The organism is Alloiococcus sp. CFN-8, from assembly GCF_049943125.1.
Classification (GTDB): domain Bacteria; phylum Bacillota; class Clostridia; order Clostridiales; family Clostridiaceae; genus JAEXZL01.
In genome coordinates this window covers 1,177,762-1,203,427 of record NZ_CP188040.1, presented here as the reverse complement: position 1 = coordinate 1,203,427, position 25,666 = coordinate 1,177,762, and the positions used below count along the sequence as shown (strand labels likewise).

Genomic DNA, 25,666 nt, shown 5'->3' with positions numbered 1-25,666 from the left:
CTTTATTCCTCCTTATATAGCATAGCTACTATATCAATTAATTCTTTGAGGGATACTCCAATAGCTTTTGCAGAAGTAGCTGCCTCCTGAAGATGAGCCTCGATTAACCTCTGCTGCTCTTCTCTTATAAAGTCCAAATTCTTGCTTGCTACAAAAGTGCCTTTCCCTCCCACTGTCTCAATGAAGCCTTCTCTTTCTAATTCCTCATAAGCCCTTTTTGTGGTAATAACACTTATCCTGAGCTCCTTTGCAAGAAGTCTCATAGAAGGAAGAGCGTCCCCTTCCTTAAGAGCTCCGCTTATTATCATGGTTTTTAACTGGTCTTTTATTTGCACATATATAGGTTTATCAATAGAGTTACTTATTATAATATCCAAAGGAAACACCTCATTACTCTGTTTATACTGTATATATAGTATATATACAGTATAAACAATGCAGTATACAGTGTCAATATCATATATAAAATGAGAATGCTTAAAAAATAAAAGCCTAATTTTAAAATAGGCTTTTATTTATAGAAGTTATTTGCCATCCAGTTTATCAACATATTCCTTAAGGGTTAATTTTTCCGAAACCCAGGAGGAAAGGACATTACCTTCAAAAAGCGGATCCTCTATTAGTAGGTGTAGGTACTTAGCTTCTTCATTACCTTGGATAGAATATATAAGGAGTTTTTTATCTGGAAATAAATTTTGTTTTGTTTGTATTTCTACGGTATATTTAGGATGTCTATCGTAAAGGTCATTGAGTTCTAGAGCTGGGGGTGATGCTAAGGCATCTTTTATCATAGGAGAATTTGACTCTAAGGTCTCAAAAGAAGCATTTTCTTGCGTATAAATATATCTGAGACTTAAGCTATTTGAGGGCTTAGAATTGAGTTTTCCTTCAGTATAAAAAGGAAGGTTATTTCCCTTTCCTAATATACCATTAAATTCATTGGCACTATACTCACAGACTATTTTTTCTGATGCATTTTCACTAAATACTAGATATATACCTGTAGGGTCTTCTGCTGAAAGACTATATATCCATAGGGAGTGAGGGTAGGTTTCACCCTCTGGAAAATCTCTTGCATTTACAACATAGGTGGGTAAGGTGTTTCCAAATATTTTTATGATTTCCTCTTCTGTTTTACCTATAAGGGTATCCTTTGCATCCGGTGAAAATATAGGCATATAATCGGGGACTATACTATTCTGGTATAGTTCAGGGGATAAGCCTCTATTGTTTGTAGTAACCTCAACTTGGATATCCTTGACTAAGGTTTCAGGGATTGGAATATTGCTATCTTTATCCTCATCGACTATATATTCTTCTGGGATATCCTCATCAATTATATATTCTTCTTCTGGAATATCCTCATAACCTATATTTTTTTCTGTAGAAGGTACGCAGCCTACAAATAGCAGTACTAGTAATATTATGCTAAGCCTTTTAAATATCATAAGTCTCCTCCACAATAAAAATTTCAATATATTTACATATTATATATACGAAAATCCTAGGAGCTAGTTATTAAATATATAGAAAAGCCCCAAATAACTCCTTAAGAATTCTTGGGACTTTTTTCTATTTTGTTATACTTCCTTACTATTATAAATATTACAGGATACTAAGCAGGATATAAATATTATAAGTGCTAAAATTAAAGGTGATAATGCTAGAATAAGAAGTTGTATGTTATCAGATAGAGGATTTACTCCAAGCTTCTTCATAACAAATTCCAGTACAATAGGAAAAGCTATAACAAATAATGATGCAATGGTACTTTTTCTCATTCCAAATTTATATAGTATAGGTATTCGTATGCTTATCATTATAGAAACGAAGATTAGAAAGACATATGCTGTTAATAGCTTTTGAAGGATATTTGGGGTGCCATCAAAATATCCCAAAATTACATCCATGAAAAATGAAAATATGCAGCCTAATAAGATATACATGATAGCTAGAATATACTTGCTCTTGACCAGATCGGCTCTTTTTATGGGCAGAGATAAGGCGTATTTGTCCCATTTAGCCATATAGTCGTAGCTGAAGGATGCGATAGCTTCATTGGCAAACATGAAGGCTGCTATTCCTCTATACAAGCCTTCATCTCCTAAAAACTTTAATAAGCATATATAGAAAATTGTAATGGGGATCAATGTTTTAAAGTTACTTTTAAGGTTTAGTATATCCTTTAATAACAATCCGGTCATTAGCTATCCCTCCTGTCATATAAGAGCATAATGTCTTCAAGCTTTGGTTTATCAATAATATAATTACTGTACTTTCTTTGTAGGTTATACTTGTCCTTTACTAACACATTATAGTTAAAAGAGCTTCTTTCAAAGGAAATAATTGATTCCTTATCTAAGGAGTTAAAATCCTCTAGTCCACACTTTAAAATTCCGTAGCTCTCCAGGAGGTTATCCTTTTCCTCGCTAAAAATGATTTCTCCCTGATGTATGAAGGTTATATAATCGGCGGCCTTCTCTAAATCACTTATTATATGAGAGGATATTAAGATGCTGCGGTTCTCATCCTGAATAAAGTCTAGAAAAACGTCTAAGATTTCATTTCTCGCCAAGGGATCTAGGCCACTGGTAGCTTCATCTAAAATAAGTAGCTTTGGATGATGGGATAGGGCCACGGCAATGGATAGCTTCATTTTCATTCCTTTAGAGTATTCCTCTATAGTCTTCTTCTCTGGGAGATTGAAGTTTTTCATATGGCTTTGAAACAAAGCTTCATCCCAGTTTTTATAGATTCTCCTCATGATCATTGAAATATCCTTAGAGGTAAGATTATCATGAAAATAGCTTTCCTCTAGAACAATGCCAAGCTGTTCCTTTATTTCCTTTTCATCCTTGATATTATCTAAGCCAAAAACCTTGATAGAACCGCTTTTCCTTTTGATTAGATTCAAAATAAGCTTTATGGTGGTGCTTTTGCCTGCTCCATTTTTTCCTACTAGACCCATTATGCTGCCTTTAGGTAGGGTAAGATTTATATTCTTAAGCTTAAAGTTATCATATTCCTTAGTTAGGTTATTGATTTCTAGAATATTTTCCATGATTATTCCTCCTTGTATAGTAAGGTAATTATGTCTACAAGCTCCGGAAGGCTTACCCCTATGTTCTTTGCAGAGCTTACGGCCTCCTGGAGATGCTCTTCAATCAATCTCTGCTGCTCCTCCTTTATGAAATCCAGATTCTTACCTGCTACAAAACAGCCTTTTCCTCCTACTGTTTCAATGAAGCCTTCTCTTTCTAATTCCTCATAAGCTCTTTTTGTGGTGATAACACTTATCCTTAGTTCCTTTGCAAGAAGTCTCATAGAAGGAAGAGCATCCCCTTCCTTAAGGGTTTCATTTATTATCATGGTTTTTAATTGGTCTTTTATTTGCACGTATATAGGCTTATCAATAGAGTTGCTTATTATAATATCCAAAAGAACCACCTCGTTATATTGTTTATACTGTATATATACCATATATATACTATATATACAGAATAAGTTAATAGGGAAATATTGTCAATATAAAAATGTAAATAAAATCACAGTATCTAAAAAATTAAAGCCTATAGAAGGTTTTATTAGACTTAGTTAGAATTAAACATATTAACAGGATTAATATTATTTTTATTGGGGCTAAAGATATTATGGGGGTAGTAGTTTCTTTAGCAAGTATAGGAGGGAAAGCATGGAAGCAATAATCGCAATAATAATCATCTCAGCAGCTGTTCTAATAGGGGCAAGCATTTATTTCTTTAATATTGCCATAGTAAGAAATGAAAAGAAGTTTGATATTAATAATCTTTCAGAAGAGGAAGTACGGATGTGGTCTGAATATTCATCCTTAATAAAAGAGGGAACTGCCTGGATTAAAGCACAGAACAAAGAGAGAATAGAGATTAAAAGTCATGATGGGTTAAGGTTGGTAGGACATTTGCTATTAGCTGAGAAGCCTAAGGGAACTATACTGATGTTTCATGGCTATAGATCCTCTGGTTTTAATGATTTTAGCTGTGCTGCAGCATATCTTTATAGTCTTGGCTATAATTTGCTTATACCAGACCAAAGAGCTCATGGGGAAAGTGAAGGTAAATATATTTGCTTTGGAGTTTTAGAAAGATATGATTGTTTATCCTGGATAGAATATATTAATAGCCGTATAGGGATGGACAAGCCTATAATTCTCGATGGGATATCTATGGGAGCAGCAACTGTACTTATGGCAGCAGGGCTTAAGCTTCCTGATAATGTTAAGGGAATAATAGCTGACTGTGGCTTTACCTCGCCTTGGGATATATTTTCCCATATAATAAAGAAAGATTACCATCTTCCTAAATTCCCTCTTTTGTATAATACAAGCTTCCTTTCTAAAATAGTAGCTGGCTTTGGCTTTAAGGATTATTCTACTTTAGAGGCATTAAAGAGTAATAAGCTTCCTGTACTATTTGCTCATGGTAGCAAGGATACCTTTGTTCCTAGTTGGATGAGTGAAGCCGCTTATAAGGTAGCTGTATCTCCAAAGAAGCTTTTAATTGTTCCTGAGGCTCTTCATGGAAACTGTTATATGAAGGATACAGACCGTTATAAAAAGGAACTTAAGGATTTTTTTGATAAATATATAGAAACAGCCTTTTAACTTTGGCTGTTTCGTTATAGAATAAATATATAAGCACCTATTAGTGACAAATTGATAAAATTTTATATTGAAACTAATGAAGTAGCTGTTCCTACATTTAATTCATCTGGGTGTTATGATATAGCTAGAAAGGATGAGTATCAAACAATGGAAATTAAAATAATTAAAAGCACAGAGCTTAAACAAAAACCGAAGAAAGGTGATTCGTTAAAGTTTGGAACAATTTTTACTGATCACATGTTTGTAATGGATTACAACAAGGAGGGGGGCTGGAATAATCCTCAAATAATCCCTTATGGAGATATAAGCATAGCTCCATCAGCAATGGTTTTTCATTATGGACAGGAAATGTTTGAAGGCTTGAAGGCTTACAAGGGAGATGACGGAAGAATTCTTCTCTTTAGACCTCTTAAAAACATTGAAAGAGCAAACCAGTCTAATAATAGGCTGTGTATTCCGGAAATCCCTGAGGATATATTTTTAGAAGCTCTAAAAAGATTGGTTGAGATAGACCAGGATTGGATACCTACTGAAGAAGGTACATCACTATATATCAGACCTTTTGTAATTGCTACAGATCCTTTCTTAGGAGTAAGACCTTCAGATACCTATAAATTTATAATTATTTTATCCCCTAGTGGACCTTACTATCCAGAGGGATTAAACCCTGTGAAGATTTGGGTTGAGGATGAATATGTAAGAGCTGTAAAAGGCGGTATAGGCTATGCTAAGACTGGTGGAAACTATGTGGCAAGCATGAAGGCACAGGAAAAAGCCCATGCTGAAGGGTACTCTCAGGTTTTATGGCTCGATGGAATAGAAAGAAAATATATAGAAGAGGTTGGAGCTATGAACATCTTCTTTAAGGTTGATGGTAAGGTGATAACACCTGCTCTTTCTGGAAGTATACTTCCTGGGGTTACCAGAGCCTCTGTAATAGAGCTATGCAGAGAGTGGGGATATCCTGTAGAAGAGAGAAGAATTGATGTGGAAGAGCTTTATGAGGCTCATAAGCAGGGTAAGCTAGAAGAGGTATGGGGTACAGGCACCGCTGCAGTTATTTCACCTGTAGGACTCCTCAGATGGAAGGACCATCTAATGACTATAAACCATGGGAAGATCGGGGAGCTCAGCCAGAAGCTCTATGATACGGTAACGGGAATTCAGAGAGGTAGAATAGAGGATACCCATGGCTGGACTGTAGAGGTAGACAGCGTTCTAGAGAATGTATAATTAAGAAATGAAAAAAGCTAAATAAAAGAGAATAATTTAAAGAGGTCATAAGGAAATCCTTGAAAATAGATTTTCTTATGGCCTCTTTTTTTTAGGAAACATCAGTCTTCTGAAACACTAGTATCTGAAGTACTAATATTATCAGGTGTTATATTATTTCCTTGAGCGGTTAATTCCACTTGATTAGTTGTATTTGCTTTTATCACAGACAATAGCTCTATTATCTCTGCCAGTCCCCAGAAGATAAACATTATTATAATATATTCTAATGCTGTACTAAATGCACTAATAAATATAGCTCCTATATCTACGCTTTCATAAACATCTACTATCGCATAGGCACTATCTGCTCCAACTATTAAAGTATAGAAGCCAGCAATAACACCAAAAACTCCTATAAGGTTTCCAAATATCTTAATACTCCTAGCAATCTTGTTATTCATATTTTCATACATCTCTAATCCCCCTTATAATACCTTTATATAAATTTTACCAATTATAAAAATAAATAACAATAAATTCGAGATAATAACTAATTTATCATAAAAAATTCTTCCTTGCATTTTACGAAAATAATGTAAGTTCATTTGTGTTTTTACACTTGAGGTGAGAAATCTTGTTTAATGATTTTTAATACTTTGCAAAAAAACTTGTATAATTGATAGTGCAAGAATATGTGAATATTGTGCAATTGTTGTGCAATACTTTGGTATTCTAAAGGGGCAAAATTAGTGATAAAACTATAGATAAGGAGGATGAAATGAAGGATAGGGAAAAGAAAATACTGGATTTTATCATAGAGAATGAAAGAGTCACCCTGAAGGAGCTCTTGGAAGAGTTTAAGGTATCAAAAAGAACCTTATATTATGATATAAAATCAATTAATTATAAGCTGTCAGGCTCAGGAAAAATTGAAAATCTAGATCATAAATTTACTTACTCAGGAAGCTTGACCTCCTTAATAGCTGAGGATATTAAAAACAAGGATAAATTTATTGATGGTGAATATAGGCGAAATTATATTATCTATGAAATTCTCAATGAAAGGGATATAACCATAGACAAGCTATCAGAGCTCATGGGACTTTCTAGAAACACCATAGCCCTTACCTTTGAGGGGATAAGGGAAGAGCTGATGAAGAAGGACATAAGACTAGTATATAATAAAGGCTACACCCTGGAGGGGGAAGAGGGAGCTATTAGAGATTTGTTTCTTCTGCTGATGCAGGAGGATGAGAGCCTCCTCACAGATTTTTTGCAAGAGGTTTTAACCTTTAATAAAGAGAATAGCTTAAAATTAACGGATTATTCTCTAGCAAGCCTATCTAAGTTTATCAGGTTTTTAAACAAAAGAATTGAAAAGGGTAGGCACCTTGAAGCTTATGACCTTTATGAGGCAGCATCCAATATAGATTACTATCCAGTTGTATCCTCGTTAATTTCATCGAAAGCCTCTCCCGGGGAGAGAGCATATTTAACAGCATACATAAGCAGTCTTTCTAGCTTGAATACCGTAGTGGAGGAGAAGCTTATAGAAGAGTATACAGACACTCTGATAAAACGCTTTGAAGGAAGAACTGCAATAAACCTTGAGAGTAAAGAGGTTTTTAAGAAAAACCTCATAAGGCACCTCTTATCCTCCTATAATCGTATAAGGTTTGGTTTCCCCATATCCTCTGCAGCTCTAGAGGAAATAAAGGGTAAGCACAGTCTTTTATATGATATTGTAAAGGATATTATAAGAAATGAAAAAGACTTTCCAAGCTTCAAGGGGATAAGAGAGGAAGAAATAGCCTTAATTGCAGCCTATATAGGAGGCTATATAAAGGGCTCTCAGGGAGAAAGCACCTACAAAAAGAACAAAGTAATTCTAGTTTGTCCAAATGGACTTACCGTATCAAAGATACTGGAGATTCAGATTAAAAAGTATGTTCCCAATGCAGAGATAATAAGTACTCTATCACTAAATGATCTTGAGTTCTTTGAGGATAGCTATGATCACATAGTTACCACCACGGAGCTTAAGGCTTATCCTAAAGCCATAATGGTTCATCCCATTTTGACTAAACCAGATATAGAGCTTTTAAGAAGTAGGATTGTCGCTGTTAACCAAAGTGCAAAAAACTTTGACTTTCAGCTTATACTTCAGGCAGTTAAAAGAAATGCAGTGATAAAAGATGAAAAGAAGCTTATGGAAGAACTATCTGCAATAATATACAACATTAAAAAGGAGGAAGGTTATCAGCCTATGCTTGAAGAGTTACTAAGTGAAAAAAGAATAAATAAGATAAAGAGGGCAACCGACTGGAAGGAAGCAATAAGAATAGCAGCAAAGCCCCTTTTAGAAGATAAATCTATAGAAGAATTATATGTAAATAACATGATTGCCAGTGTGGAAAGGTTTGGTCCTTACATAGTTTTAGCCGATGGTTTTGCACTTCCCCATGCCAGCTCAAAGGAGGGAGTAAATGATGTAGCTATGTCTCTTCTCACAGTAGAGGAGGAGGTAGATCTCTTAGGAGAAAAGGTTAAAGCTTTTATGGTGCTGGCTACCGTAGATAATACTTCCCATATTAAAGCCCTAGCTGAGCTCTCAGAGCTTTTATATAGCCCAGAAAATCTACAGACCTTCCTGCAGGGAGATAGTGAAACAATATTAAAGCTCATCAGAAAGTAATAATATTAATTAACCTTATAAAAAATAAAAATAAAAGGAGTGTATATTAATGAAGGCATTAGCCGTATGTGGTTTTGGAGTTGGTTCCTCAATGATCTTAAAGATGTCTCTAGAGAAAGCCTTTAGAGAGCTTGGTATTTCTGCGGAGGTGGAAAATACAGATATTAATGATGCAAGAGGTGCTGGGGCAGATGTGATTTTTACTAGCTTCGAGCTGGCAGAAGAATTAAGAGGCTCCGTAAATGTGCCTGTATATAGTGTAAAAAGATACATGGATGTAGCTGAGGTTAAGGCCGCAGTTGAAAAATATATGTCTGAAAGGTAGGTAACCTTATATGAATAACATTTTATCCTTTATTACTGACAACATTCTTCGTAATCCACCGCTGCTTCTTGGTCTTATAGCAGCCCTTGGGCTAGTGCTTCAGAAAAAGAAGGCTGCTGAGGTGGTGAAAGGCTCCTTATTAGCTGCCTTTGGTATGGTTATACTTCAAACAGGAACAGACATGCTTTCTGGTTCCATTGCACCTATAAATTCTGCTGTACAAGCTCTTGCTGGTTCTGGAGCTGCAGAAGGCTTAAATGATGCTACCTTTACCGCTAGCTATGGCGGATCTATAGGACTTGCTATGTTTTTAGGACTCATTCTTCATCTTCTCATAGCAAGATTTACTCCTGTAAAAACAATATTTTTAACAGGTCACATGCTTTGGTGGTTCCCCTTCATATTTGTTGCGGCTGGAGTAGAAGGTGGACTAACTGGTTGGGGTCTTATAATCTTTGGAGCAGTAGCATCAGCCCTTTACTGGTCAATCATGCCATGGCTTTTAAGAGGCTATGTTAGAGACGTAACCCAAGATGATTCCTTTACCTTAGGACATCCTTCCGGTATCTTAGCTCTTATATCAGGCTTTGTTGCTAAAAGAGTAGGTAACAAGGAAAAATCCACTGAGGATATAAAGCTTCCACAATCCTTATCCTTCTTTAGAGAAGTATCAATCACTGGTGGTATAGTAATCTTCATAATGTTTATTATTGTAGGTATTATAATTCCTACCCTTGCTGAGGGTCAAAACCTATTCATGTATGCAGTTACTCAAGGCTTTACCTTTGGTGCTGGACTTGTTATCATGCTTCAGGGTGTTAGAATGCTTATCAATCAGATAGTGCCAGCCTTCAAGGGCATATCTGAGAAGCTTGTACCTAACTCTCTTCCAGCCTTTGACTGTCCTATACTCTTTAACTATAAGCCAAATGCAGTACTTATAGGATTTATAGCTGCAATGGTGGTATCAACAATACTCGTTATAATAAGCAACAGCTTCGAGGTATTTGGAGTTATGCTTGTGCCTCTTGTAATAACCTCCTTCTTTGAATGTGGTACTGCAGCAGTAATTGGAGAAGGTCAGGGAGGAATGAAGGGAGCTATAGTAGGAACCTCTGTTGCTGCTATAATAATGGTAGTTTTAGTAGGAGTATCTGCTGTAATGCTTACCTCCACTATACAAAACTGGATCCTTATCTTTGGAGGAAATGACCTGTCCTTATTTGCAATGATAGCTAAGCTTATAGCCAATTTATTTGGAGGTATTTTCTAATTATGAAGTTTACTTATATTGATAAGATAAAAGAGTTATTAGAGATTATAGAAGAAAAAGAAAATGAAGCCATGGAAAAAGCTGTAGAGGCAGTAGCAGATGCAATATTTAATAAAAGAGCCATCTTTGCCTTTGGAGCCTCTCATGCAGGGATATTAACAGAGGAGCTCTTCTATAGAGCAGGAGGACTAGTTGTGATTAATCCTGTATTTGAAAGCTCCATCATGCTAAACACTGTTCCTGTTACCTTTACCAGCAGAATGGAGAGGCTTGTAGGCTACGGAGCAGAAATTGCAGCAAAAACTCCTATAAAAGAAGGAGATGTTGTTATAGTTCACTCTGTATCAGGAAGAAATCCTGTAACAGTGGAATTTGCACTAGAGGCAAAGAAAAAAGGTGCCTTCATAATAGCCTTAACTAATGTAAGCTATTCTAAGTCCGTAACCTCTAGACATCCTTCTGGAAAGAGACTTTTTGAAATAGGAGACATAGTTATAGATAACCATGGTGATATAGGCGATGCCTGCGTAGAGCTACCAGGCTTTGATCAAAAGGTTGGACCAACCTCCACAGTAGTTGGGGCAACAATCCTTAATTCCATAATAGGGGAAGCAGTTAAGCAATTAATAGAAAAAGGGGTAGAAGTTCCTCCAATATTCTATAGTGCTAACCTAGATGGAGGAGACGACCTTAACAAAAAGGTTTATGAAACCTACAAGGAAGCTATTCACTATCAATTTTAATAATCTTTTTATTAATAAAGAATAATAGCTTCCGGGTTATAATGGAATAAATAAAAAGACAGATGGAGTTAATTGTGTCCATCTGCCTTTTTTTATTTACTTTGTAAGCTCCATAACAGTGCCTATGAATATAGGAAGCTTAGTTTCATTATCGATAATGGCATAGACAAAAGGCCTATCTAAGGTTACATATTTTTCATCCAGTATTGCTGATTCAGTCTTCATCTCAACACTAGTTACAGCACCGGCCTTAGTTCCTCTTTCATCCACCTGGATGAAGGTTTTATGGAGCACTTCACCGATGTAGATATTTCCATCAGAGGAGCTTCCTAAGCCTTTAAAATTAGCCTTGGCAGAATTAAAGCCTTCTACAAGTCCTAGGTTTTCAAGAGGCTCCTTCAAGCTAAGCTCATATTCATAGCTGAACTTAGGAATAGAAGTCCTTACACTTACTGCCACTGAGCTATTTATTAGGGATAGGAAGTCTTCTCCAGAAAGGCTATCAATATATTCATTTATATCAATACCCTCCTTGGGGAGCATTGCGACAAAGGAGTAATTGGCATCTTTATAAGGCTTTAAAAAGCCTGTTACTTTAGAATCCTCTATATAAGAAGCTTCCGCGGAGTTCATAAAGTCCACTTCTACATTTGTATCGTCGATATTTGAAAATTCTCCTGGTACTATATCAGCCTTTTCATATATTCTCTGCCACTCTCCCTCAAAGGCGAGAGCATTTATTAAGAACATTACAGAATCCGGGTCTATTTTATTGATGATTTTATCAATCATCCCATGAGTTTCCTTTTCCACCCAGCCATTTATATCCTTTATGGTTTCCTCTGAGTCAAAGTCTGATTTGTATATGGAAGCGTTATAATAGGTGGCATTAGTCTTTAGAAAATTCTCTTGTACCGTAAAGGAATCACTATCTCTAAACCAGATGGAGTTCGCTATATTTAGCTTTTCCTTTTCTGTATTGGGAAGCTTATCTAAATAGCTGTAAATATAATTGTTCAGTGCCTCTATAGAGATTCCATCACCCAAAAGCTTTTGAAATTCCTCTAAGGTGTTGCCCTCTGCGCCATTTGCTGTCATAGATAGGGCTAGGAGTACAGAGGTAGGGGATATAAGTGAGTTTTTCTTATCCTTTAGACCTTGCTGAAAAAGCTTTAAGGAAAAGTTTGCAGTGCTTGTGAGAAAAGCATCATCTGCGTTCTTCCCTTCAGCAGCCTCTGCCTTCACACCCTTCATAAGATTTTCAGAGCTCACGGCTCTAGATTTTGAAGTGCAGGCTGTTAAGGTAAAAAGTATTACGCTCATAATTATTGCAAGAAAAGCATATTTTCTTTTCATAATCAGGCCTCCTTGTAGTTTTATTAAACTAAACTAGTTGTTTATCAATTATTCGTTCTCGATTTCCAAAAGTTACATATTTAAACATTTAATATATTAACATTAATAATTGATGATATTTTTTAAATATGTATTGAGAAGATTTATATTATTTGAGAAATATATATAAATTCATACTTTTTTGTTGACAGAAGGCTCATAAACTATTTATATGTAAGATATGAGTCTTAATTTGCGATGAAAAAAAGTAGATATTTTAACCTAAAAATGTGATTATATGTATATACACCATTATTATAAGAGGTGGAGTTATGAAGCCACTGAAAGATTACGAAAATCGACTCATTTTCCCTTGGATTATAATAATTCTATTATTCTTAGGGATTAGCTTATTTAAGAGGATTTTGCCTTTTCAATCTAAAAGTTTTTATATTAATATAATTATTTTTAATTTATGTACTATAATCATTGGTGTTTTGATGTGTTATCTGAAAAATGTAAAAAAGAAGTTAAATATTCTTTCAGAAGGCATGAAAAGGCTACTAAGTAATTATACAGAACCGATAATTATCATTAATAATGGGATAATAGACTACATAAATGAAGAAGTATATGAGCTTTTAGGGCTACCTTATGAGGAGCTATTAAATTCAAATATTCTTTCAATTATATCGCTAGGGGACAGGGAGCCTTTCTCTAGATTTTTAATATGTAAGTATTCAAAAGAAATTGTAGTGACTGTTATTAAGGAAAATGAAACTCTCAAAGTAAAGATAAGAAAGCTAAGCTGTTTAGGAACAAGATCTTGTATGCTTAGTATGAGGCCTTATAAAAATGAAAAGAAAGAAAAAGAATTAAAAGAATCTGTTCTTTCTAATATATCTCATGAATTTAGTACTCCAATAAATGTTTTATATACCGCCCTTCAGCTTCAAGAAAAGTACATTGAAGATATGTCTATAGCTGATATTAAAAAGTATAATAAGGTCATGAGGAAAAATTGCCAAAGGCTCATAAAGCTTACTAATAACATCATGGATATAGCTAAAATTGAGCAGGGCTTCTTAAAGCCTAAGCTTACATCTGTTAATATAGTTCCTATAGCCGAGGCAACTTCTTTATCAATAGTAGATTTTGCTTGCAAAAGAAATATGAAAATAGTTTTTGATACAGAAAAAGAAGAGCTCTTTGTAAGCTGTGATGTAGAATTTGTGCAGAGAGTAATGCTGAACCTCCTTTCAAACTGTATTAAATATGGTAGCAGTGGAAGTGTTATCAATATAAATATTGGATTAGATTCCTGTAACTTTATATATATTAAGATTAAAAATAGAGGAGAGTGGGTAGGAAAAGGTTACTTTAACCCAGTTTTTCGTTGCTTTCATAAAGGAGATGTTTCCCTTTCGAGAAATATGGAGGGAGCAGGTGTTGGGCTTTATATTGCAAGGGCTCTAGTAGAGCTTCAAGGTGGTAGGTTATTTTTAACTAATAGTGAAAAAGAATATACAGAGGTATATACTGTTTTTCCTTTAGTGGACAAGATTCCTGATGAAGGGGATGATAACTTAAGTCTTTTAGAGCTGGAGGAAAAGTACATAAAAGAAAAAGCAGCCATAGAGCTATCGGATATTTATACATAAATTAAAAATATATTGGTGAATTCGTCTTAAATACGAGAGGTGATTTAAATTGTACCAAGAAAAGAGTAGATACACCTTAATTAAAATAATTATAGCTTGTGTTATTACAAGTGTAATTTTTGCACTTATAGCTAACAAAAGCTTTATCCTCTTCCATAGCTTATTGGAGCTCATGATAGTAGTAGCAGGCTTAGGTTTGTTTATGATTGCTTATATTACAAAAAATATAAGCGATAATGATTACTTTACCTTCATGGGAATAACCTATGGTACGGTTGCTTTAATCAATATCTTTCATTTGTTTACATATAAGGGGATAGATATAATCACAACAGATTCAAATGTTCCTACACAGCTATGGTTGGCCCAAAGGTTCTTTGGGGCATTTGCACTTCTCCTTTCCTTTAGATATTTGAATAAGAAGGTTAAGGTTAAGAAGCTTCTTATTATTAATTTCATTATTTTTGTTCTTATCATGTTGAGTATTTTTACTTTCAATATATTTCCTGACGCTTTTATTGAAGGGGAGGGGCTTACGAGGTTTAAGGTTTATAGTGAGTACATAACATGTGTATTATTTTTAGTTATAGCCTTTTTGTATTATAAAAATTCCCGTCATAAGCTTTTACAGGATAAAGCAAACTTACTCATGATATCCATGGTGTTAAAATCCATTGCTAGCTTGATATTTGTCCTTTATATAAATGTTTATGACTCAAGTAACTTTTCAGGACATATAGTTCATTTTATTTCATATGTGTTTTTGTTTATAGCACTTATTAAAGCTCTTATAGAAGATCCATATAATAACCTTTTTAAAGGATTATCAGAAACTCTTGAGGCTACAGAAAAAGAGAAGCTTCAGCTAGTAGAGGAGTTAGACAGGCTTAAACAGATGCAGATTGTTCAAAAGGGTATACTTGCTACTTCTCCTAAGGGTGTAATTGTGGCAGAAGGTGAAAGAATAATCTATGTAAGTGAGCCAGTGGAAAAAATTCTTGGTCTTGAAAAGAGTGGATTACTCATAGGAAGGTATATTCAGGAGGTATTTGATGTTACCTGTCATGAAATGCTTAAAAAAAGCATAACAACACTCTTTGAAGGAAAGAGTGTTGAAGCGGAACTATGCTATCTTAGGTGGGGAAGAAATAAGCTTCCTGTTTATGTATATGCCTATACCTTTATAGAAGGGAATAGAAGATATTTTTCCTTCGTAATAGAAGCTATTAAAGAAGAGGATTGATAATAAAAGAAGGGTGAGAAGCGGCTATTAGCCTGCTTCTTACCTTTTTTTTGTGTGAAATTAATAGCTACAATAAAGATGAGAATATTCTCGTGATTCCTTCAACTATTTTGTTTATTCTTCCACTGCTCTCATACTCCTCAAGGGTGAATTTCCGGGAGTTTTTTATATCCTCAAAGAATATATTCTCCAGTTCAATGGTTGTTTCTTCATCATATATTAAAGCATTGATTTCATAGTTTAACTCATAGCTTCTCCTATCCATATTAGCCGTTCCTACGGTACAAATTTTACCATCTACAGTCATGGTCTTACTGTGAATAAAAGCCTTCTTGTTATAAAAGTATACCTTGGCACCACAGCGCATAAGCTCTGCTAGATAGCTTCTTGAAGCACAATTAACTACAAAGTGATCTGCCTGCTCCGGGAATATTATCCTTACGTCTACTCCTCCCAGAGCTGCTACTCTTAAAGCATCCATTAGCCCTTCTGAAGGAACAAAATAAGGGGTGGTTATATAAATATGGTCTGTTGCTATGGATACCATACGAAGCACTGCATGCATTATGGAAGGGAATGGGGAATCTGGACCACTTTTTACTATCTGCATGGGTATCTTCTTTTTTGTAGCTGCAGATACTGGGAAGTATTTATCAAACTCCTGGTCGTAAAATAGATATTCATTAGTTGCCTGCTGTATTGTTAGAAAGTCATCTAAAAATGCGGCCTGAAGTCCTAAGACAAAGTCTCCTTTAACCATGATGTGCGTATCTCTCCAGTAACCGAATTTACTATTACCTAAATATTCATCTCCTATATTAATGCCGCCTGTAAAGCCTACCTTACCATCAATAACTACTATTTTTCTATGATTCCTAAAATTTATCTGGGTGTTTATTGCTCTTAGCAGCGGAGCAAGGAAATAAGAGTATATTACCACGTCTATTCCTTCTCTTTTAAGCATATTTATATAGTCTCTTGAAACCTTAATAGCTCCCAGCTTATCCATTATAAACCTAACCTTTACCCCTTCTCTTGCTTTCTGAATAAGAATAGAGACGATTTCAGAACCTATTTCATCATTCTTAAATATATAATACTCAAGATGTATATGATGCTGTGCTTTTAAGAGCTCCTCTTTTAAATACTTAAACTTCTCATGGCCATTGATAAAGAACTTAACCTGATTATTAACAAAAACAGGAGAATCACTATTATTGGCTACAAGCTCAATAAGTGGTATAAGAGGCTTATCCCTCTTAGGGAGCTTTTCTATCACAGGTAATATAAGCTCCTGAATATCATTAGACATACTATCATTAAGCTTATGTATCTTCCAGTTTCGTCCTAAAAATATATATAGAAAAAGTCCAAGGGGTGGAAGAAGTATAAGGACCATAAGCCATGCTATAGTTCTTTCTGGCTGTTTTCTTTCTAATGTAACTATAGATATGCACAAAGCCATATTGATAACAAAGATGGCATTAATAACACTAGTGAAACTAAGTTCCATAATGTCACCTCCTCTATTTATATGATACCAAATAATCACTATATATTGCTATAGAAAATTTGGGATATAATTCCTAAAAGATTGATAAATTAATTAAAAAATCCGTATATTTTATCTATTTGGCAATATATAACCATTGAAATAGATAAATTTATAATATACTATATTTAATATATATATATAGGAGTAATTATTAAGATTACGTGACAAATTACTATTAATTTATGTTTTGTAATCTTATTAGATTTAATAATAAATTGAGCTAGCTAAGGAGGAATATCTTTGAAAAAGCAAAAGAGTATTTTTATGAGGCTTCTGGATAGGGTTGAAAAAATAGGAAATGCCCTGCCGCATCCAGTAACTCTATTTCTTGTTTTTTGTGGGATGGTAATAATCGCTTCACAAATATTTTCAATGCTGGGCACCTCCGTTACCTACGAAGTGATTGACCCAGCTACCCATGAAACTACCATGACTACAGTTAGCGCTGTAAGTCTACTTAGCGCTGATGGACTTAGATTTATTTTTACCAGTGCTGTTAGTAATTTCACAAGCTTTGCTCCCTTAGGGACAGTTCTTGTGGCTATGCTTGGAGTAGGAGTAGCAGAAGGAACGGGCTTTATCGGTACAGTTCTTAGAAAACTGGTATTAAGTACACCTAAGACCTTTATTACTGTGGTAGTTGTCCTAGCAGGTGTGGTATCCAATGTAGCTTCTGACGCTGGATATGTAGTTCTAATTCCACTAGGTGCCATTATTTTTGCCAGTGTAGGAAGGCATCCATTAGCAGGTCTTGCAGCTGCTTTTGCTGGTGTATCAGGAGGCTATAGTGCTAATTTAATTATCGGAAGTACAGATCCTCTATTAGCAGGGATAAGCACCGAGGCAGCACAGCTTTTTGACCCTAATTACGTGGTGGGAGCAGCTTCTAACTTCTACTTTATGTTCGTATCTTCTTTTCTAATTGCTATTTTAGGAACCTTTGTAACAGAAAAAATAGTTGAGCCTAGGCTTGGTAAGTATAATGGACCTCAAATAGAAGCGGTAGAGCATCTTAATGATAATGAGAAGAGGGGAGTTAAATACGCTGTTATTGCTTTCATTATATTTGTATTAGTTATACTTCTTATGCTGATTCCTCAGAATGGTATACTTAGGAATCAGGAAAATGGAGAAATATTAAATGGGTCACCTTTTATGAGCGCCTTGGTATTTATCATGGCTTTAGCCTTCTTAATTCCTGGAATAGCCTATGGAATAGGAGCAAAATCAATTAAAAGCGATAAGGATGTTGTAGCAGCCATGTCAAAATCCATGTCCTCCATGGGTAGCTATATAGTGCTTACCTTCGTGGCTTCACAGTTTGTTGCATACTTTAACTATACAAAGCTTGGAACAATCATAGCTGTAAAGGGAGCTGATGCCCTTAAGTCAGCGGGAATTGGAGGTATTGGTCTAATACTGCTCTTTGTGCTGCTCACTGCCTTCATTAATTTATTTATGGGCTCTGCTTCCGCAAAGTGGGCTATAATGGCTCCGATATTCATACCTATGCTTATGAAGAGCGGCTTTGCTCCAGAGTTTACTCAGGTAGCTTATAGAATAGGAGATTCTACTACTAATATAATTTCTCCTCTTATGAGTTATTTTGCACTGATCGTAACCTTCGCAGGAAAATATGATGAAGAATCTGGCATAGGAACGCTGATTTCTACCATGGTTCCTTACTCAATAGTATTCCTTATAGGCTGGAGTCTGCTGCTAATAGTGTGGTACATCTTCGGCTGGCCAATAGGACCAGGGGCATCAATATTAATGTAACAGTAAAATACAGACTGAGAAGTCACTTGAGATTAACTTAAATCTCAAGTGACTTTTTTTGCCATATTAATACTTAAAAGTCTAGGTGAACATATTTAAGTCTATAGGTAACTTTTATACATATATTAACAGATTGTTTCAGAATAATAACAATATTTAAATAATTATTAATTTTTGTGAATAAATTAACCATAAATTGTATAAACAGTTAAAAAAATGTTGTACGTTTACACAAAGTAGTATATAATTAAAAAAGTCGTAATATTGCCAAAGTGATAAAATATTGGTATTATACGATATAAAAACAAAAGGGGGAAATACAATGAACAAAAAGAAGGGGTTCTTTTTTAGACTCCTAGATGGAGTTGAAAAGGTAGGTAACGCTCTTCCACATCCTGTAACAATATTTTTAATGCTTTGTGTTGTTATTGCTGTGGTTTCTCACATAGCCTATCTTGCAGGAGCTTCAGTAACATATTTAGGGGTTGATGCAACTACTAAAGAATCTGTAGATATTACTGTTGCTGCTACTAGCTTACTAACTGCAGATGGAATAAGATACATATTTACCAGCGCTGTAACTAACTTTACAGGCTTTGCACCACTAGGAACCGTACTTGTAGCTATGCTGGGGGTTGGTGTAGCTGAGGGAACTGGACTTATAAGTAGTCTTCTTAAGAAGCTGGTTTTGAGCACTCCTAAAACCTTAATAACTATAGTGGTTGTTTTTGCAGGTGTTATGTCTAACGTTGCTTCCGATGCTGGTTATGTTGTACTGGTACCACTTGGTGCAATAATATTTGCTAGCGTAGGCAGACATCCTTTAGCTGGACTTGCTGCAGCCTTTGCTGGAGTTTCAGGAGGCTTCAGTGCTAATCTTATGATTGGTACTATAGATCCTCTTTTAGGTGGTATAACCACAGAAGCTGCTAAGATGATAGATCCTAGCGTTACTGTTAATGCCACTGCTAACTTATACTTTATGTTTGTATCTACTTTCTTAATTACAGCTTTAGGTGCTTTAGTTACTGAAAAGATCGTTGAACCAAGACTTGGAGAATATAAAGGAAGTCATATAGAAAAGCTTGATGTAGTGAGCAAGGAGGAAAAAAGAGGTCTTAAATTTTCTTTAATAGCTCTTTTAATATTCCTTGCTGTTATGGTTATACTTGTAGCTCCTTCAAATGGTATTTTAAGAAATCCAGAAACAGGTGAATGGTTAGGGAATTCTCCATTCATGAATTCTATTGTATTTATTATTGGCCTGCTTTTCTTGATTCCTGGTGTGGCTTATGGAATGGGAGCTGGAACTGTTAAAAATGATAAGCATGTAGAAAAATTTATGGCCAAGGCTATGGCAAGCATGGGATCATATTTAGTACTAGCCTTTGTAGCTGCACAGTTTATAGCATACTTCAGCTATACTAAGCTTGGAACTATAGTAGCTGTTAAGGGTGCAGAGGCATTAAATGCAGCGGGAATAAAAGGTGTAGGTTTAATAATTCTTTTCATTCTTCTTACTGGCTTTATAAATCTGTTCATGGCATCTGCTTCAGCTAAATGGGCTATCATGGCTCCAGTATTTGTACCTATGTTTATGAGAGTAGGACTTTCACCAGAGCTTACTCAGGTAGCTTATAGAATTGCTGACTCTAGTACAAATATCATAACTCCTCTTATGGCATACTTTGCAGTTATAGTAGCCTTTGCATCAAAGTATGATGAGGATGCAGGTATAGGAACAATGATTTCTACTATGGTACCTTACTCAGTGATTTTCCTAATAGGTTGGTCTATACTTCTTATAGTATGGTATTTAGTAGGTTTACCATTAGGACCTGGAGCAGGATTAACTTATCTTATGTAATAAATTATCAGAGGCTGGGAGGTATCCCGGCCTCTAAATATTTTTAAGTTGGAATTGTGTCTAGAGAATTATGAATGAAATTAAGCTTTTTCATAGGAAACTTGTCCTAGTGTATCTATATGAAAAATATAAAGTAATATAGAGAAAATACAAGAAATATGAATAACAGTATTAATTACTGGGTAATAATAAGATTATATTATAAAACAACTGTGATACTATATACAAGTCGCTTCCGCAAGGACAGCGATAGAGCACCTAAAACTACAATATAACTGTTTACGAAAAAATAATAAAACAGTAAAAAATAGTTTAAAAATAGGTGTTGACACAAAGGATTATAAATGATAATATAATCAAGCGGCCGGTAATCAAGCCGCAATGGTCTTTGAAAATTGAACAGAGAACTAAGTTTAGAACAAACACAAACCAGCAATTTTTTTAAGTAATTTTGAGAAGTATCAAACTTTTAAATTGAGAGTTTGATCCTGGCTCAGGACGAACGCTGGCGGCGTGCCTAACACATGCAAGTCGAGCGAGGAAGCTCCTTCGGGAGTTTCCTAGCGGCGGACGGGTGAGTAACACGTGGGCAACCTGCCTCGAAGAGGGGGATAGCCTCCCGAAAGGGAGATTAATACCGCATAATATCGGTTTATCGCATGATGAACTGATTAAAGGAGAAATCCGCTTCGAGATGGGCCCGCGGCGCATTAGCTAGTTGGTGAGGTAACGGCTCACCAAGGCGACGATGCGTAGCCGACCTGAGAGGGTGATCGGCCACATTGGGACTGAGACACGGCCCAGACTCCTACGGGAGGCAGCAGTGGGGAATATTGCACAATGGGGGAAACCCTGATGCAGCAACGCCGCGTGAGTGATGAAGGCCTTCGGGTTGTAAAGCTCTGTCTTCAGGGACGATAATGACGGTACCTGAGGAGGAAGCCACGGCTAACTACGTGCCAGCAGCCGCGGTAATACGTAGGTGGCGAGCGTTGTCCGGATTTACTGGGCGTAAAGGGAGTGTAGGTGGATGCTTAAGTCAGATGTGAAATACCCGGGCTCAACCTGGGAACTGCATTTGAAACTGGGCGTCTAGAGTGCAGGAGAGGAAAGTGGAATTCCTAGTGTAGCGGTGAAATGCGTAGAGATTAGGAAGAACACCAGTGGCGAAGGCGACTTTCTGGACTGTAACTGACACTGAGGCTCGAAAGCGTGGGGAGCAAACAGGATTAGATACCCTGGTAGTCCACGCCGTAAACGATGGGTACTAGGTGTAGGGGGTATCGACTCCCCCTGTGCCGCCGTTAACACAATAAGTACCCCGCCTGGGGAGTACGGTCGCAAGATTAAAACTCAAAGGAATTGACGGGGGCCCGCACAAGCAGCGGAGCATGTGGTTTAATTCGAAGCAACGCGAAGAACCTTACCTAGACTTGACATCTCCTGAATTACCCTTAATCGGGGAAGCCCTTCGGGGCAGGAAGACAGGTGGTGCATGGTTGTCGTCAGCTCGTGTCGTGAGATGTTGGGTTAAGTCCCGCAACGAGCGCAACCCTTGTTGTTAGTTGCTACCATTAAGTTGAGCACTCTAGCGAGACTGCCCGGGTTAACCGGGAGGAAGGTGGGGATGACGTCAAATCATCATGCCCCTTATGTCTAGGGCTACACACGTGCTACAATGGCGAGTACAGAGAGACGCAAGACCGCGAGGTGGAGCAAAACTCTAAAACTCGTCCCAGTTCGGATTGCAGGCTGAAACTCGCCTGCATGAAGCCGGAGTTGCTAGTAATCGCGAATCAGAATGTCGCGGTGAATACGTTCCCGGGCCTTGTACACACCGCCCGTCACACCATGAGAGTTGGCAATACCCGAAGTCCGTGAGGTAACCGCAAGGAGCCAGCGGCCGAAGGTAGGGTCAGCGATTGGGGTGAAGTCGTAACAAGGTAGCCGTAGGAGAACCTGCGGCTGGATCACCTCCTTTCTAAGGAAACTTAATCGGAAGCCTTTTCCCTTGGAAAAGCACCGATTCACAAAGCTGGGTTTATTCTACAACCAAATTCTCTGTCCAATTTTGAGAGACTACGTCTTTCAACTTGTTCTTTGAAAACTGCATACAGAAACTGATGTAAGTAAAGATAACTACAATCTTTTAAAGTGCAAATTATAAATTGAATCTATTCAACGTATAATTTCGCTGAGATTAATTGTAAAACCGTAAACTAATTAGAACCTTGATGTTATAATGTCAAAAATTATAACGTCAGAGCGAACAGTAAGCGAAGTAATGCGAGGAGCCGAGGAACGAAGGCACGGAGCGTACAAAACCGTACGTGAGTACCGTAGTGACGAAAGCGACGAAGCAGTACGCAGCTTAATGTGAGCGAATATGGTCAAGCTACAAAGGGCGCATGGTGAATGCCTTGGCATCAGGAGCCGATGAAGGACGTGATAAGCTGCGATAAGCTTCGGGTAGGCGCACATAGCCAGTGATCCGGAGATCTCCGAATGAGGAAACTCACATGGGTAACCCCATGTATCCATAACTGAATCCATAGGTTATGGAGGGTAAACCCAGGGAACTGAAACATCTAAGTACCTGGAGGAAGAGAAAGAAAAATCGATTTTCTTAGTAGCGGCGAGCGAAAAGGAAAGAGCCCAAACCGGAAACTTGTTTCCGGGGTTGCGGACAGAACAACAAATGCAGGAGATGACTAACCGAAGCCAGCTGGAAAGCTGGGCCACAGAAAGTAACAGCCTTGTAGGTGAAAGTCATTTAGTGCCAGTTCTGATCCAGAGTACCACGAGACACGTGAAACCTTGTGGGAAGCAGGGAGGACCACCTCCCAAGGCTAAATACTACCTGATGACCGATAGTGAAGAAGTACCGTGAGGGAAAGGTGAAAAGAACCCCGGGAGGGGAGTGAAATAGAATCTGAAACCATGTGCCTACAACCGGTCAGAGCACCTTATGTGTGTGATGACGTGCTTTTTGTAGAACGAGCCTACGAGTTACGGTATGTAGCGAGGTTAAGTACTTTAGGTACGGAGCCGAAGGGAAACCGAGTCTTAATAGGGCGACTAGTTGCATGCCGTAGACCCGAAACCGGGTGACCTATCCATGGCCAGGTTGAAGCGAAAGTAAAATTCCGTGGAGGACCGAACCACGTTGGTGTTGAAAAACCATGGGATGAGCTGTGGATAGCGGAGAAATTCCAATCGAACTCGGAGATAGCTGGTTCTCCTCGAAATAGCTTTAGGGCTAGCGTCGGATATGAGTAGCGGAGGTAGAGCACTGAATGGGCTAGGGGGCGTATAGCTTACCGAACCTTATCAAACTCCGAATGCCGCATACTATGAGTCCGGCAGTCAGACAGTGACAGATAAGTGCCATTGTCAAAAGGGAAAAAGCCCAGACCGTCAGCTAAGGTCCCCAAGTATAGATTAAGTGGTAAAGGATGTGGGATTTCTAAGACAACTAGGATGTTGGCTTAGAAGCAGCCACTCATTCAAAGAGTGCGTAATAGCTCACTAGTCGAGAGATCCCGCGCCGAAGATGTCCGGGGCTAAAATCTATCACCGAAGCTACGGATTGACACAATAGTGTCAGTGGTAGGGGAGCGTCCTGTATGGGCTGAAGTCGTACCGTAAGGAGCGGTGGACTGTACAGGAGTGAGAATGTAGGCATAAGTAGCGAGAAATGGGTGAGAATCCCATTGGCCGAAAACCTAAGGTTTCCTCAGGAAGGCTCGTCCGCTGAGGGTTAGTCGGGACCTAAGCCGAGGCCGAAAGGCGTAGGTGATGGACAATCGGTTGATATTCCGATACTGCTGTTAATCGTTATTACCGATGGCGTGACGCAGGAGGATAGTGTGTGCCAGCTATTGGATGCTGGTCTAAGCACTTAGGTATACAGGATAGGCAAATCCGCCTGTATTAAGCTGAGGTGTGATGGGGAAGGTCCCACGGGGCCGAAGTACATGATTCCACGCTGCCAAGAAAAGCGTCTAGGGAGAGAGACAGTACCCGTACCGCAAACCGACACAGGTAGGTGAGGAGAGAATCCTAAGGCTGGCGGAAGAATTGCAGTTAAGGAACTCGGCAAATTGACCCCGTAACTTCGGGAGAAGGGGTGCCATGGAGACATGGCCGCAGAGAATAGGCCCAAGCAACTGTTTAGCAAAAACACAGGTCTCTGCTAAAGCGTAAGCTGATGTATAGGGGCTGACGCCTGCCCGGTGCTGGAAGGTTAAGGGGATTGCTTAGCGCAAGCGAAGGCATGAACTTAAGCCCCAGTAAACGGCGGCCGTAACTATAACGGTCCTAAGGTAGCGAAATTCCTTGTCAGGTAAGTTCTGACCCGCACGAATGGCGTAATGACTTGGGCACTGTCTCAACTGCAAATCCGGCGAAATTGTAGTGCAAGTGAAGATGCTTGCTACCCGTGGTTGGACGGAAAGACCCCGTAGAGCTTTACTGCAGCTTAGCATTGAGTTTCGGTATTGTCTGTACAGGATAGGTGGGAGACTGGGAAACAGGGTCGTCAGGCTCTGTGGAGTCAACCTTGGGATACCACCCTGACAGTACTGGAATTCTAACCGGGCACCATGAAGCTGGTGACGGGACATTGTTAGGCGGGCAGTTTGACTGGGGCGGTCGCCTCCTAAAAAGTAACGGAGGCGCTCAAAGGTTCCCTCAGAACGGTCGGAAATCGTTCGAAGAGCGCAAAGGCATAAGGGAGCCTGACTGCGACACCTACAAGTGGAGCAGGGACGAAAGTCGGACTTAGTGATCCGGTGGTACCTCGTGGGAGGGCCATCGCTCAACGGATAAAAGCTACCTCGGGGATAACAGGCTGATCTCCCCCAAGAGTCCACATCGACGGGGAGGTTTGGCACCTCGATGTCGGCTCGTCGCATCCTGGGGCTGAAGTAGGTCCCAAGGGTTGGGCTGTTCGCCCATTAAAGCGGCACGCGAGCTGGGTTCAGAACGTCGTGAGACAGTTCGGTCCCTATCCGCCACGGGCGCAGGAAATTTGAGAGGAGCTGTCCTTAGTACGAGAGGACCGGGATGGACTGACCTCTGGTGCACCAGTTGTTCCGCCAGGAGCACAGCTGGGTAGCTATGTCGGGAAGGGATAAACGCTGAAAGCATCTAAGCGTGAAGCCCACCTCAAGATTAGATTTCCCATAGCGTAAGCTAGTAAGACCCCTCGAAGAACACGAGGTTGATAGGTCGGAGGTGTAAGCACGGCAACGTGTTCAGCTGACCGATACTAATAGGTCGAGGGCTTGACCAAAATAAATGACGACTTTACAAAACATCATTCTGTATGCAGT

General features: G+C 38.1%; 18 protein-coding genes and 2 rRNA genes. 12 read left to right on the top strand and 8 right to left on the bottom strand.

Annotation, left to right across the window (positions count from 1 at the left end; translation table 11 throughout):
* Window positions 1-2 precede the first annotated feature (2 nt).
* The 5 genes from ACPWSR_RS05250 to ACPWSR_RS05230 all read right to left on the bottom strand — a co-directional run bounded on the left by ACPWSR_RS05250 (window position 3) and on the right by ACPWSR_RS05230 (window position 3,438).
* A complete protein-coding gene (locus ACPWSR_RS05250) occupies window positions 3-377 on the bottom strand; it encodes a GntR family transcriptional regulator (RefSeq protein WP_426350651.1) in 375 nt (124 codons plus the stop codon).
* A gap of 147 nt (window positions 378-524) precedes the next feature.
* Window positions 525-1,448, bottom strand: coding sequence for a hypothetical protein (locus ACPWSR_RS05245; protein WP_426350650.1), 924 nt, complete (start codon window positions 1,446-1,448; stop codon window positions 525-527).
* 132 nt (window positions 1,449-1,580) lie between these two features.
* Entirely contained in the window at window positions 1,581-2,204 is a 624-nt protein-coding gene (locus tag ACPWSR_RS05240; protein WP_426350649.1) for an ABC-2 transporter permease, read from the bottom strand.
* The gene (locus ACPWSR_RS05235) at window positions 2,204-3,061 is read right to left on the bottom strand and encodes an ABC transporter ATP-binding protein (RefSeq protein WP_426350648.1); all 858 of its coding nucleotides are present in this window, start codon (window positions 3,059-3,061) and stop codon (window positions 2,204-2,206) included. Before ACPWSR_RS05235 ends, ACPWSR_RS05240 begins: the two co-directional genes overlap by 1 nt.
* Before the next feature lie 2 nt (window positions 3,062-3,063).
* Window positions 3,064-3,438, bottom strand: coding sequence for a GntR family transcriptional regulator (locus ACPWSR_RS05230; protein WP_426350647.1), 375 nt, complete (start codon window positions 3,436-3,438; stop codon window positions 3,064-3,066).
* A 253-nt stretch (window positions 3,439-3,691) separates the two neighbouring features.
* Here ACPWSR_RS05230 and ACPWSR_RS05225 point away from each other — a divergent pair, with 253 nt between their 5' ends.
* Window positions 3,692-4,639, top strand: coding sequence for an alpha/beta hydrolase (locus ACPWSR_RS05225; RefSeq protein ID WP_426350646.1), 948 nt, complete (start codon window positions 3,692-3,694; stop codon window positions 4,637-4,639).
* Window positions 4,640-4,690: 51 nt separating this feature from the next.
* Window positions 4,691-5,872 carry a branched-chain amino acid aminotransferase gene (locus ACPWSR_RS05220; protein WP_426350645.1) on the top strand — a complete coding sequence of 394 codons (1,182 nt, stop codon included), beginning with the start codon at window positions 4,691-4,693 and terminating at the stop codon, window positions 5,870-5,872.
* Between the two features lie 101 nt (window positions 5,873-5,973).
* On the opposite strand, the gene ACPWSR_RS05215 is transcribed toward ACPWSR_RS05220, so the two are convergent.
* Window positions 5,974-6,327: a hypothetical protein gene (locus tag ACPWSR_RS05215; RefSeq protein WP_426350644.1), complete on the bottom strand. Its 354-nt coding sequence runs from the start codon at window positions 6,325-6,327 to the stop codon at window positions 5,974-5,976.
* Window positions 6,328-6,632: 305 nt separating this feature from the next.
* Here ACPWSR_RS05215 and ACPWSR_RS05210 point away from each other — a divergent pair, with 305 nt between their 5' ends.
* Genes ACPWSR_RS05210 through ACPWSR_RS05195 form a run of 4 tightly spaced genes read left to right on the top strand, consistent with a single transcriptional unit; the run spans window position 6,633 to window position 10,890 of the window.
* A complete protein-coding gene (locus ACPWSR_RS05210; protein ID WP_426350643.1) occupies window positions 6,633-8,549 on the top strand; it encodes a BglG family transcription antiterminator in 1,917 nt (638 codons plus the stop codon).
* A gap of 49 nt (window positions 8,550-8,598) precedes the next feature.
* Window positions 8,599-8,874, top strand: a complete 276-nt coding sequence (locus tag ACPWSR_RS05205) for a PTS sugar transporter subunit IIB (RefSeq protein WP_426350642.1) — start codon at window positions 8,599-8,601, stop codon at window positions 8,872-8,874.
* Window positions 8,875-8,884: 10 nt separating this feature from the next.
* Window positions 8,885-10,147, top strand: a complete 1,263-nt coding sequence (locus tag ACPWSR_RS05200) for a PTS ascorbate transporter subunit IIC (protein ID WP_426350641.1) — start codon at window positions 8,885-8,887, stop codon at window positions 10,145-10,147.
* 2 nt (window positions 10,148-10,149) lie between these two features.
* Complete coding sequence (locus ACPWSR_RS05195) at window positions 10,150-10,890, top strand: sugar isomerase domain-containing protein (RefSeq protein WP_426350640.1); 741 nt, start codon at window positions 10,150-10,152, stop codon at window positions 10,888-10,890.
* 96 nt (window positions 10,891-10,986) lie between these two features.
* On the opposite strand, the gene ACPWSR_RS05190 is transcribed toward ACPWSR_RS05195, so the two are convergent.
* Window positions 10,987-12,246 (bottom strand): serpin family protein, encoded by a 1,260-nt coding sequence (locus ACPWSR_RS05190; RefSeq protein WP_426350639.1) that lies wholly within the window; start codon window positions 12,244-12,246, stop codon window positions 10,987-10,989.
* A gap of 311 nt (window positions 12,247-12,557) precedes the next feature.
* Here ACPWSR_RS05190 and ACPWSR_RS05185 point away from each other — a divergent pair, with 311 nt between their 5' ends.
* Both ACPWSR_RS05185 and ACPWSR_RS05180 read left to right on the top strand, forming a co-directional pair.
* The gene (locus ACPWSR_RS05185; protein ID WP_426350638.1) at window positions 12,558-13,886 is read left to right on the top strand and encodes a sensor histidine kinase; all 1,329 of its coding nucleotides are present in this window, start codon (window positions 12,558-12,560) and stop codon (window positions 13,884-13,886) included.
* 49 nt (window positions 13,887-13,935) lie between these two features.
* The gene (locus ACPWSR_RS05180; RefSeq protein ID WP_426350637.1) at window positions 13,936-15,129 is read left to right on the top strand and encodes an MASE3 domain-containing protein; all 1,194 of its coding nucleotides are present in this window, start codon (window positions 13,936-13,938) and stop codon (window positions 15,127-15,129) included.
* 67 nt (window positions 15,130-15,196) lie between these two features.
* Here ACPWSR_RS05180 and cls read toward each other — a convergent pair whose 3' ends face one another.
* Window positions 15,197-16,642: a cardiolipin synthase gene (gene cls / locus ACPWSR_RS05175; protein WP_426350636.1), complete on the bottom strand. Its 1,446-nt coding sequence runs from the start codon at window positions 16,640-16,642 to the stop codon at window positions 15,197-15,199.
* A gap of 282 nt (window positions 16,643-16,924) precedes the next feature.
* Between cls and ACPWSR_RS05170 the strand changes: the two genes are divergently transcribed.
* The 4 genes from ACPWSR_RS05170 to ACPWSR_RS05155 all read left to right on the top strand — a co-directional run bounded on the left by ACPWSR_RS05170 (window position 16,925) and on the right by ACPWSR_RS05155 (window position 25,626).
* On the top strand, window positions 16,925-18,463 hold the full coding sequence (locus tag ACPWSR_RS05170) for an AbgT family transporter (protein WP_426350635.1): 1,539 nt from the start codon (window positions 16,925-16,927) through the stop codon (window positions 18,461-18,463).
* Between the two features lie 322 nt (window positions 18,464-18,785).
* The gene (locus tag ACPWSR_RS05165; protein ID WP_426350634.1) at window positions 18,786-20,330 is read left to right on the top strand and encodes an AbgT family transporter; all 1,545 of its coding nucleotides are present in this window, start codon (window positions 18,786-18,788) and stop codon (window positions 20,328-20,330) included.
* A 470-nt stretch (window positions 20,331-20,800) separates the two neighbouring features.
* A 16S ribosomal RNA gene (locus ACPWSR_RS05160) occupies window positions 20,801-22,311 on the top strand.
* A gap of 407 nt (window positions 22,312-22,718) precedes the next feature.
* A 23S ribosomal RNA gene (locus ACPWSR_RS05155) occupies window positions 22,719-25,626 on the top strand.
* The 16S and 23S rRNA genes sit together here, the layout of an rRNA operon.
* Window positions 25,627-25,666 lie beyond the last annotated feature (40 nt).

What these genes read in the sequence shown, in the direction of transcription:
- ACPWSR_RS05245 (WP_426350650.1), bottom strand. Translation starts at nt 1,448, where the DNA reads ATGATATTTAAAAGGCTTAGCATAATATTACTAGTACTGCTATTTGTA.
- ACPWSR_RS05240 (WP_426350649.1), bottom strand. Translation starts at nt 2,204, where the DNA reads ATGACCGGATTGTTATTAAAGGATATACTAAACCTTAAAAGTAACTTT.
- ACPWSR_RS05235 (WP_426350648.1), bottom strand. Translation starts at nt 3,061, where the DNA reads ATGGAAAATATTCTAGAAATCAATAACCTAACTAAGGAATATGATAAC.
- ACPWSR_RS05225 (WP_426350646.1), top strand. Translation starts at nt 3,692, where the DNA reads ATGGAAGCAATAATCGCAATAATAATCATCTCAGCAGCTGTTCTAATA.
- ACPWSR_RS05215 (WP_426350644.1), bottom strand. Translation starts at nt 6,327, where the DNA reads ATGTATGAAAATATGAATAACAAGATTGCTAGGAGTATTAAGATATTT.
- ACPWSR_RS05210 (WP_426350643.1), top strand. Translation starts at nt 6,633, where the DNA reads ATGAAGGATAGGGAAAAGAAAATACTGGATTTTATCATAGAGAATGAA.
- ACPWSR_RS05205 (WP_426350642.1), top strand. Translation starts at nt 8,599, where the DNA reads ATGAAGGCATTAGCCGTATGTGGTTTTGGAGTTGGTTCCTCAATGATC.
- ACPWSR_RS05200 (WP_426350641.1), top strand. Translation starts at nt 8,885, where the DNA reads ATGAATAACATTTTATCCTTTATTACTGACAACATTCTTCGTAATCCA.
- ACPWSR_RS05195 (WP_426350640.1), top strand. Translation starts at nt 10,150, where the DNA reads ATGAAGTTTACTTATATTGATAAGATAAAAGAGTTATTAGAGATTATA.
- ACPWSR_RS05190 (WP_426350639.1), bottom strand. Translation starts at nt 12,246, where the DNA reads ATGAAAAGAAAATATGCTTTTCTTGCAATAATTATGAGCGTAATACTT.
- ACPWSR_RS05185 (WP_426350638.1), top strand. Translation starts at nt 12,558, where the DNA reads ATGAAGCCACTGAAAGATTACGAAAATCGACTCATTTTCCCTTGGATT.
- cls (WP_426350636.1), bottom strand. Translation starts at nt 16,642, where the DNA reads ATGGAACTTAGTTTCACTAGTGTTATTAATGCCATCTTTGTTATCAAT.
- ACPWSR_RS05165 (WP_426350634.1), top strand. Translation starts at nt 18,786, where the DNA reads ATGAACAAAAAGAAGGGGTTCTTTTTTAGACTCCTAGATGGAGTTGAA.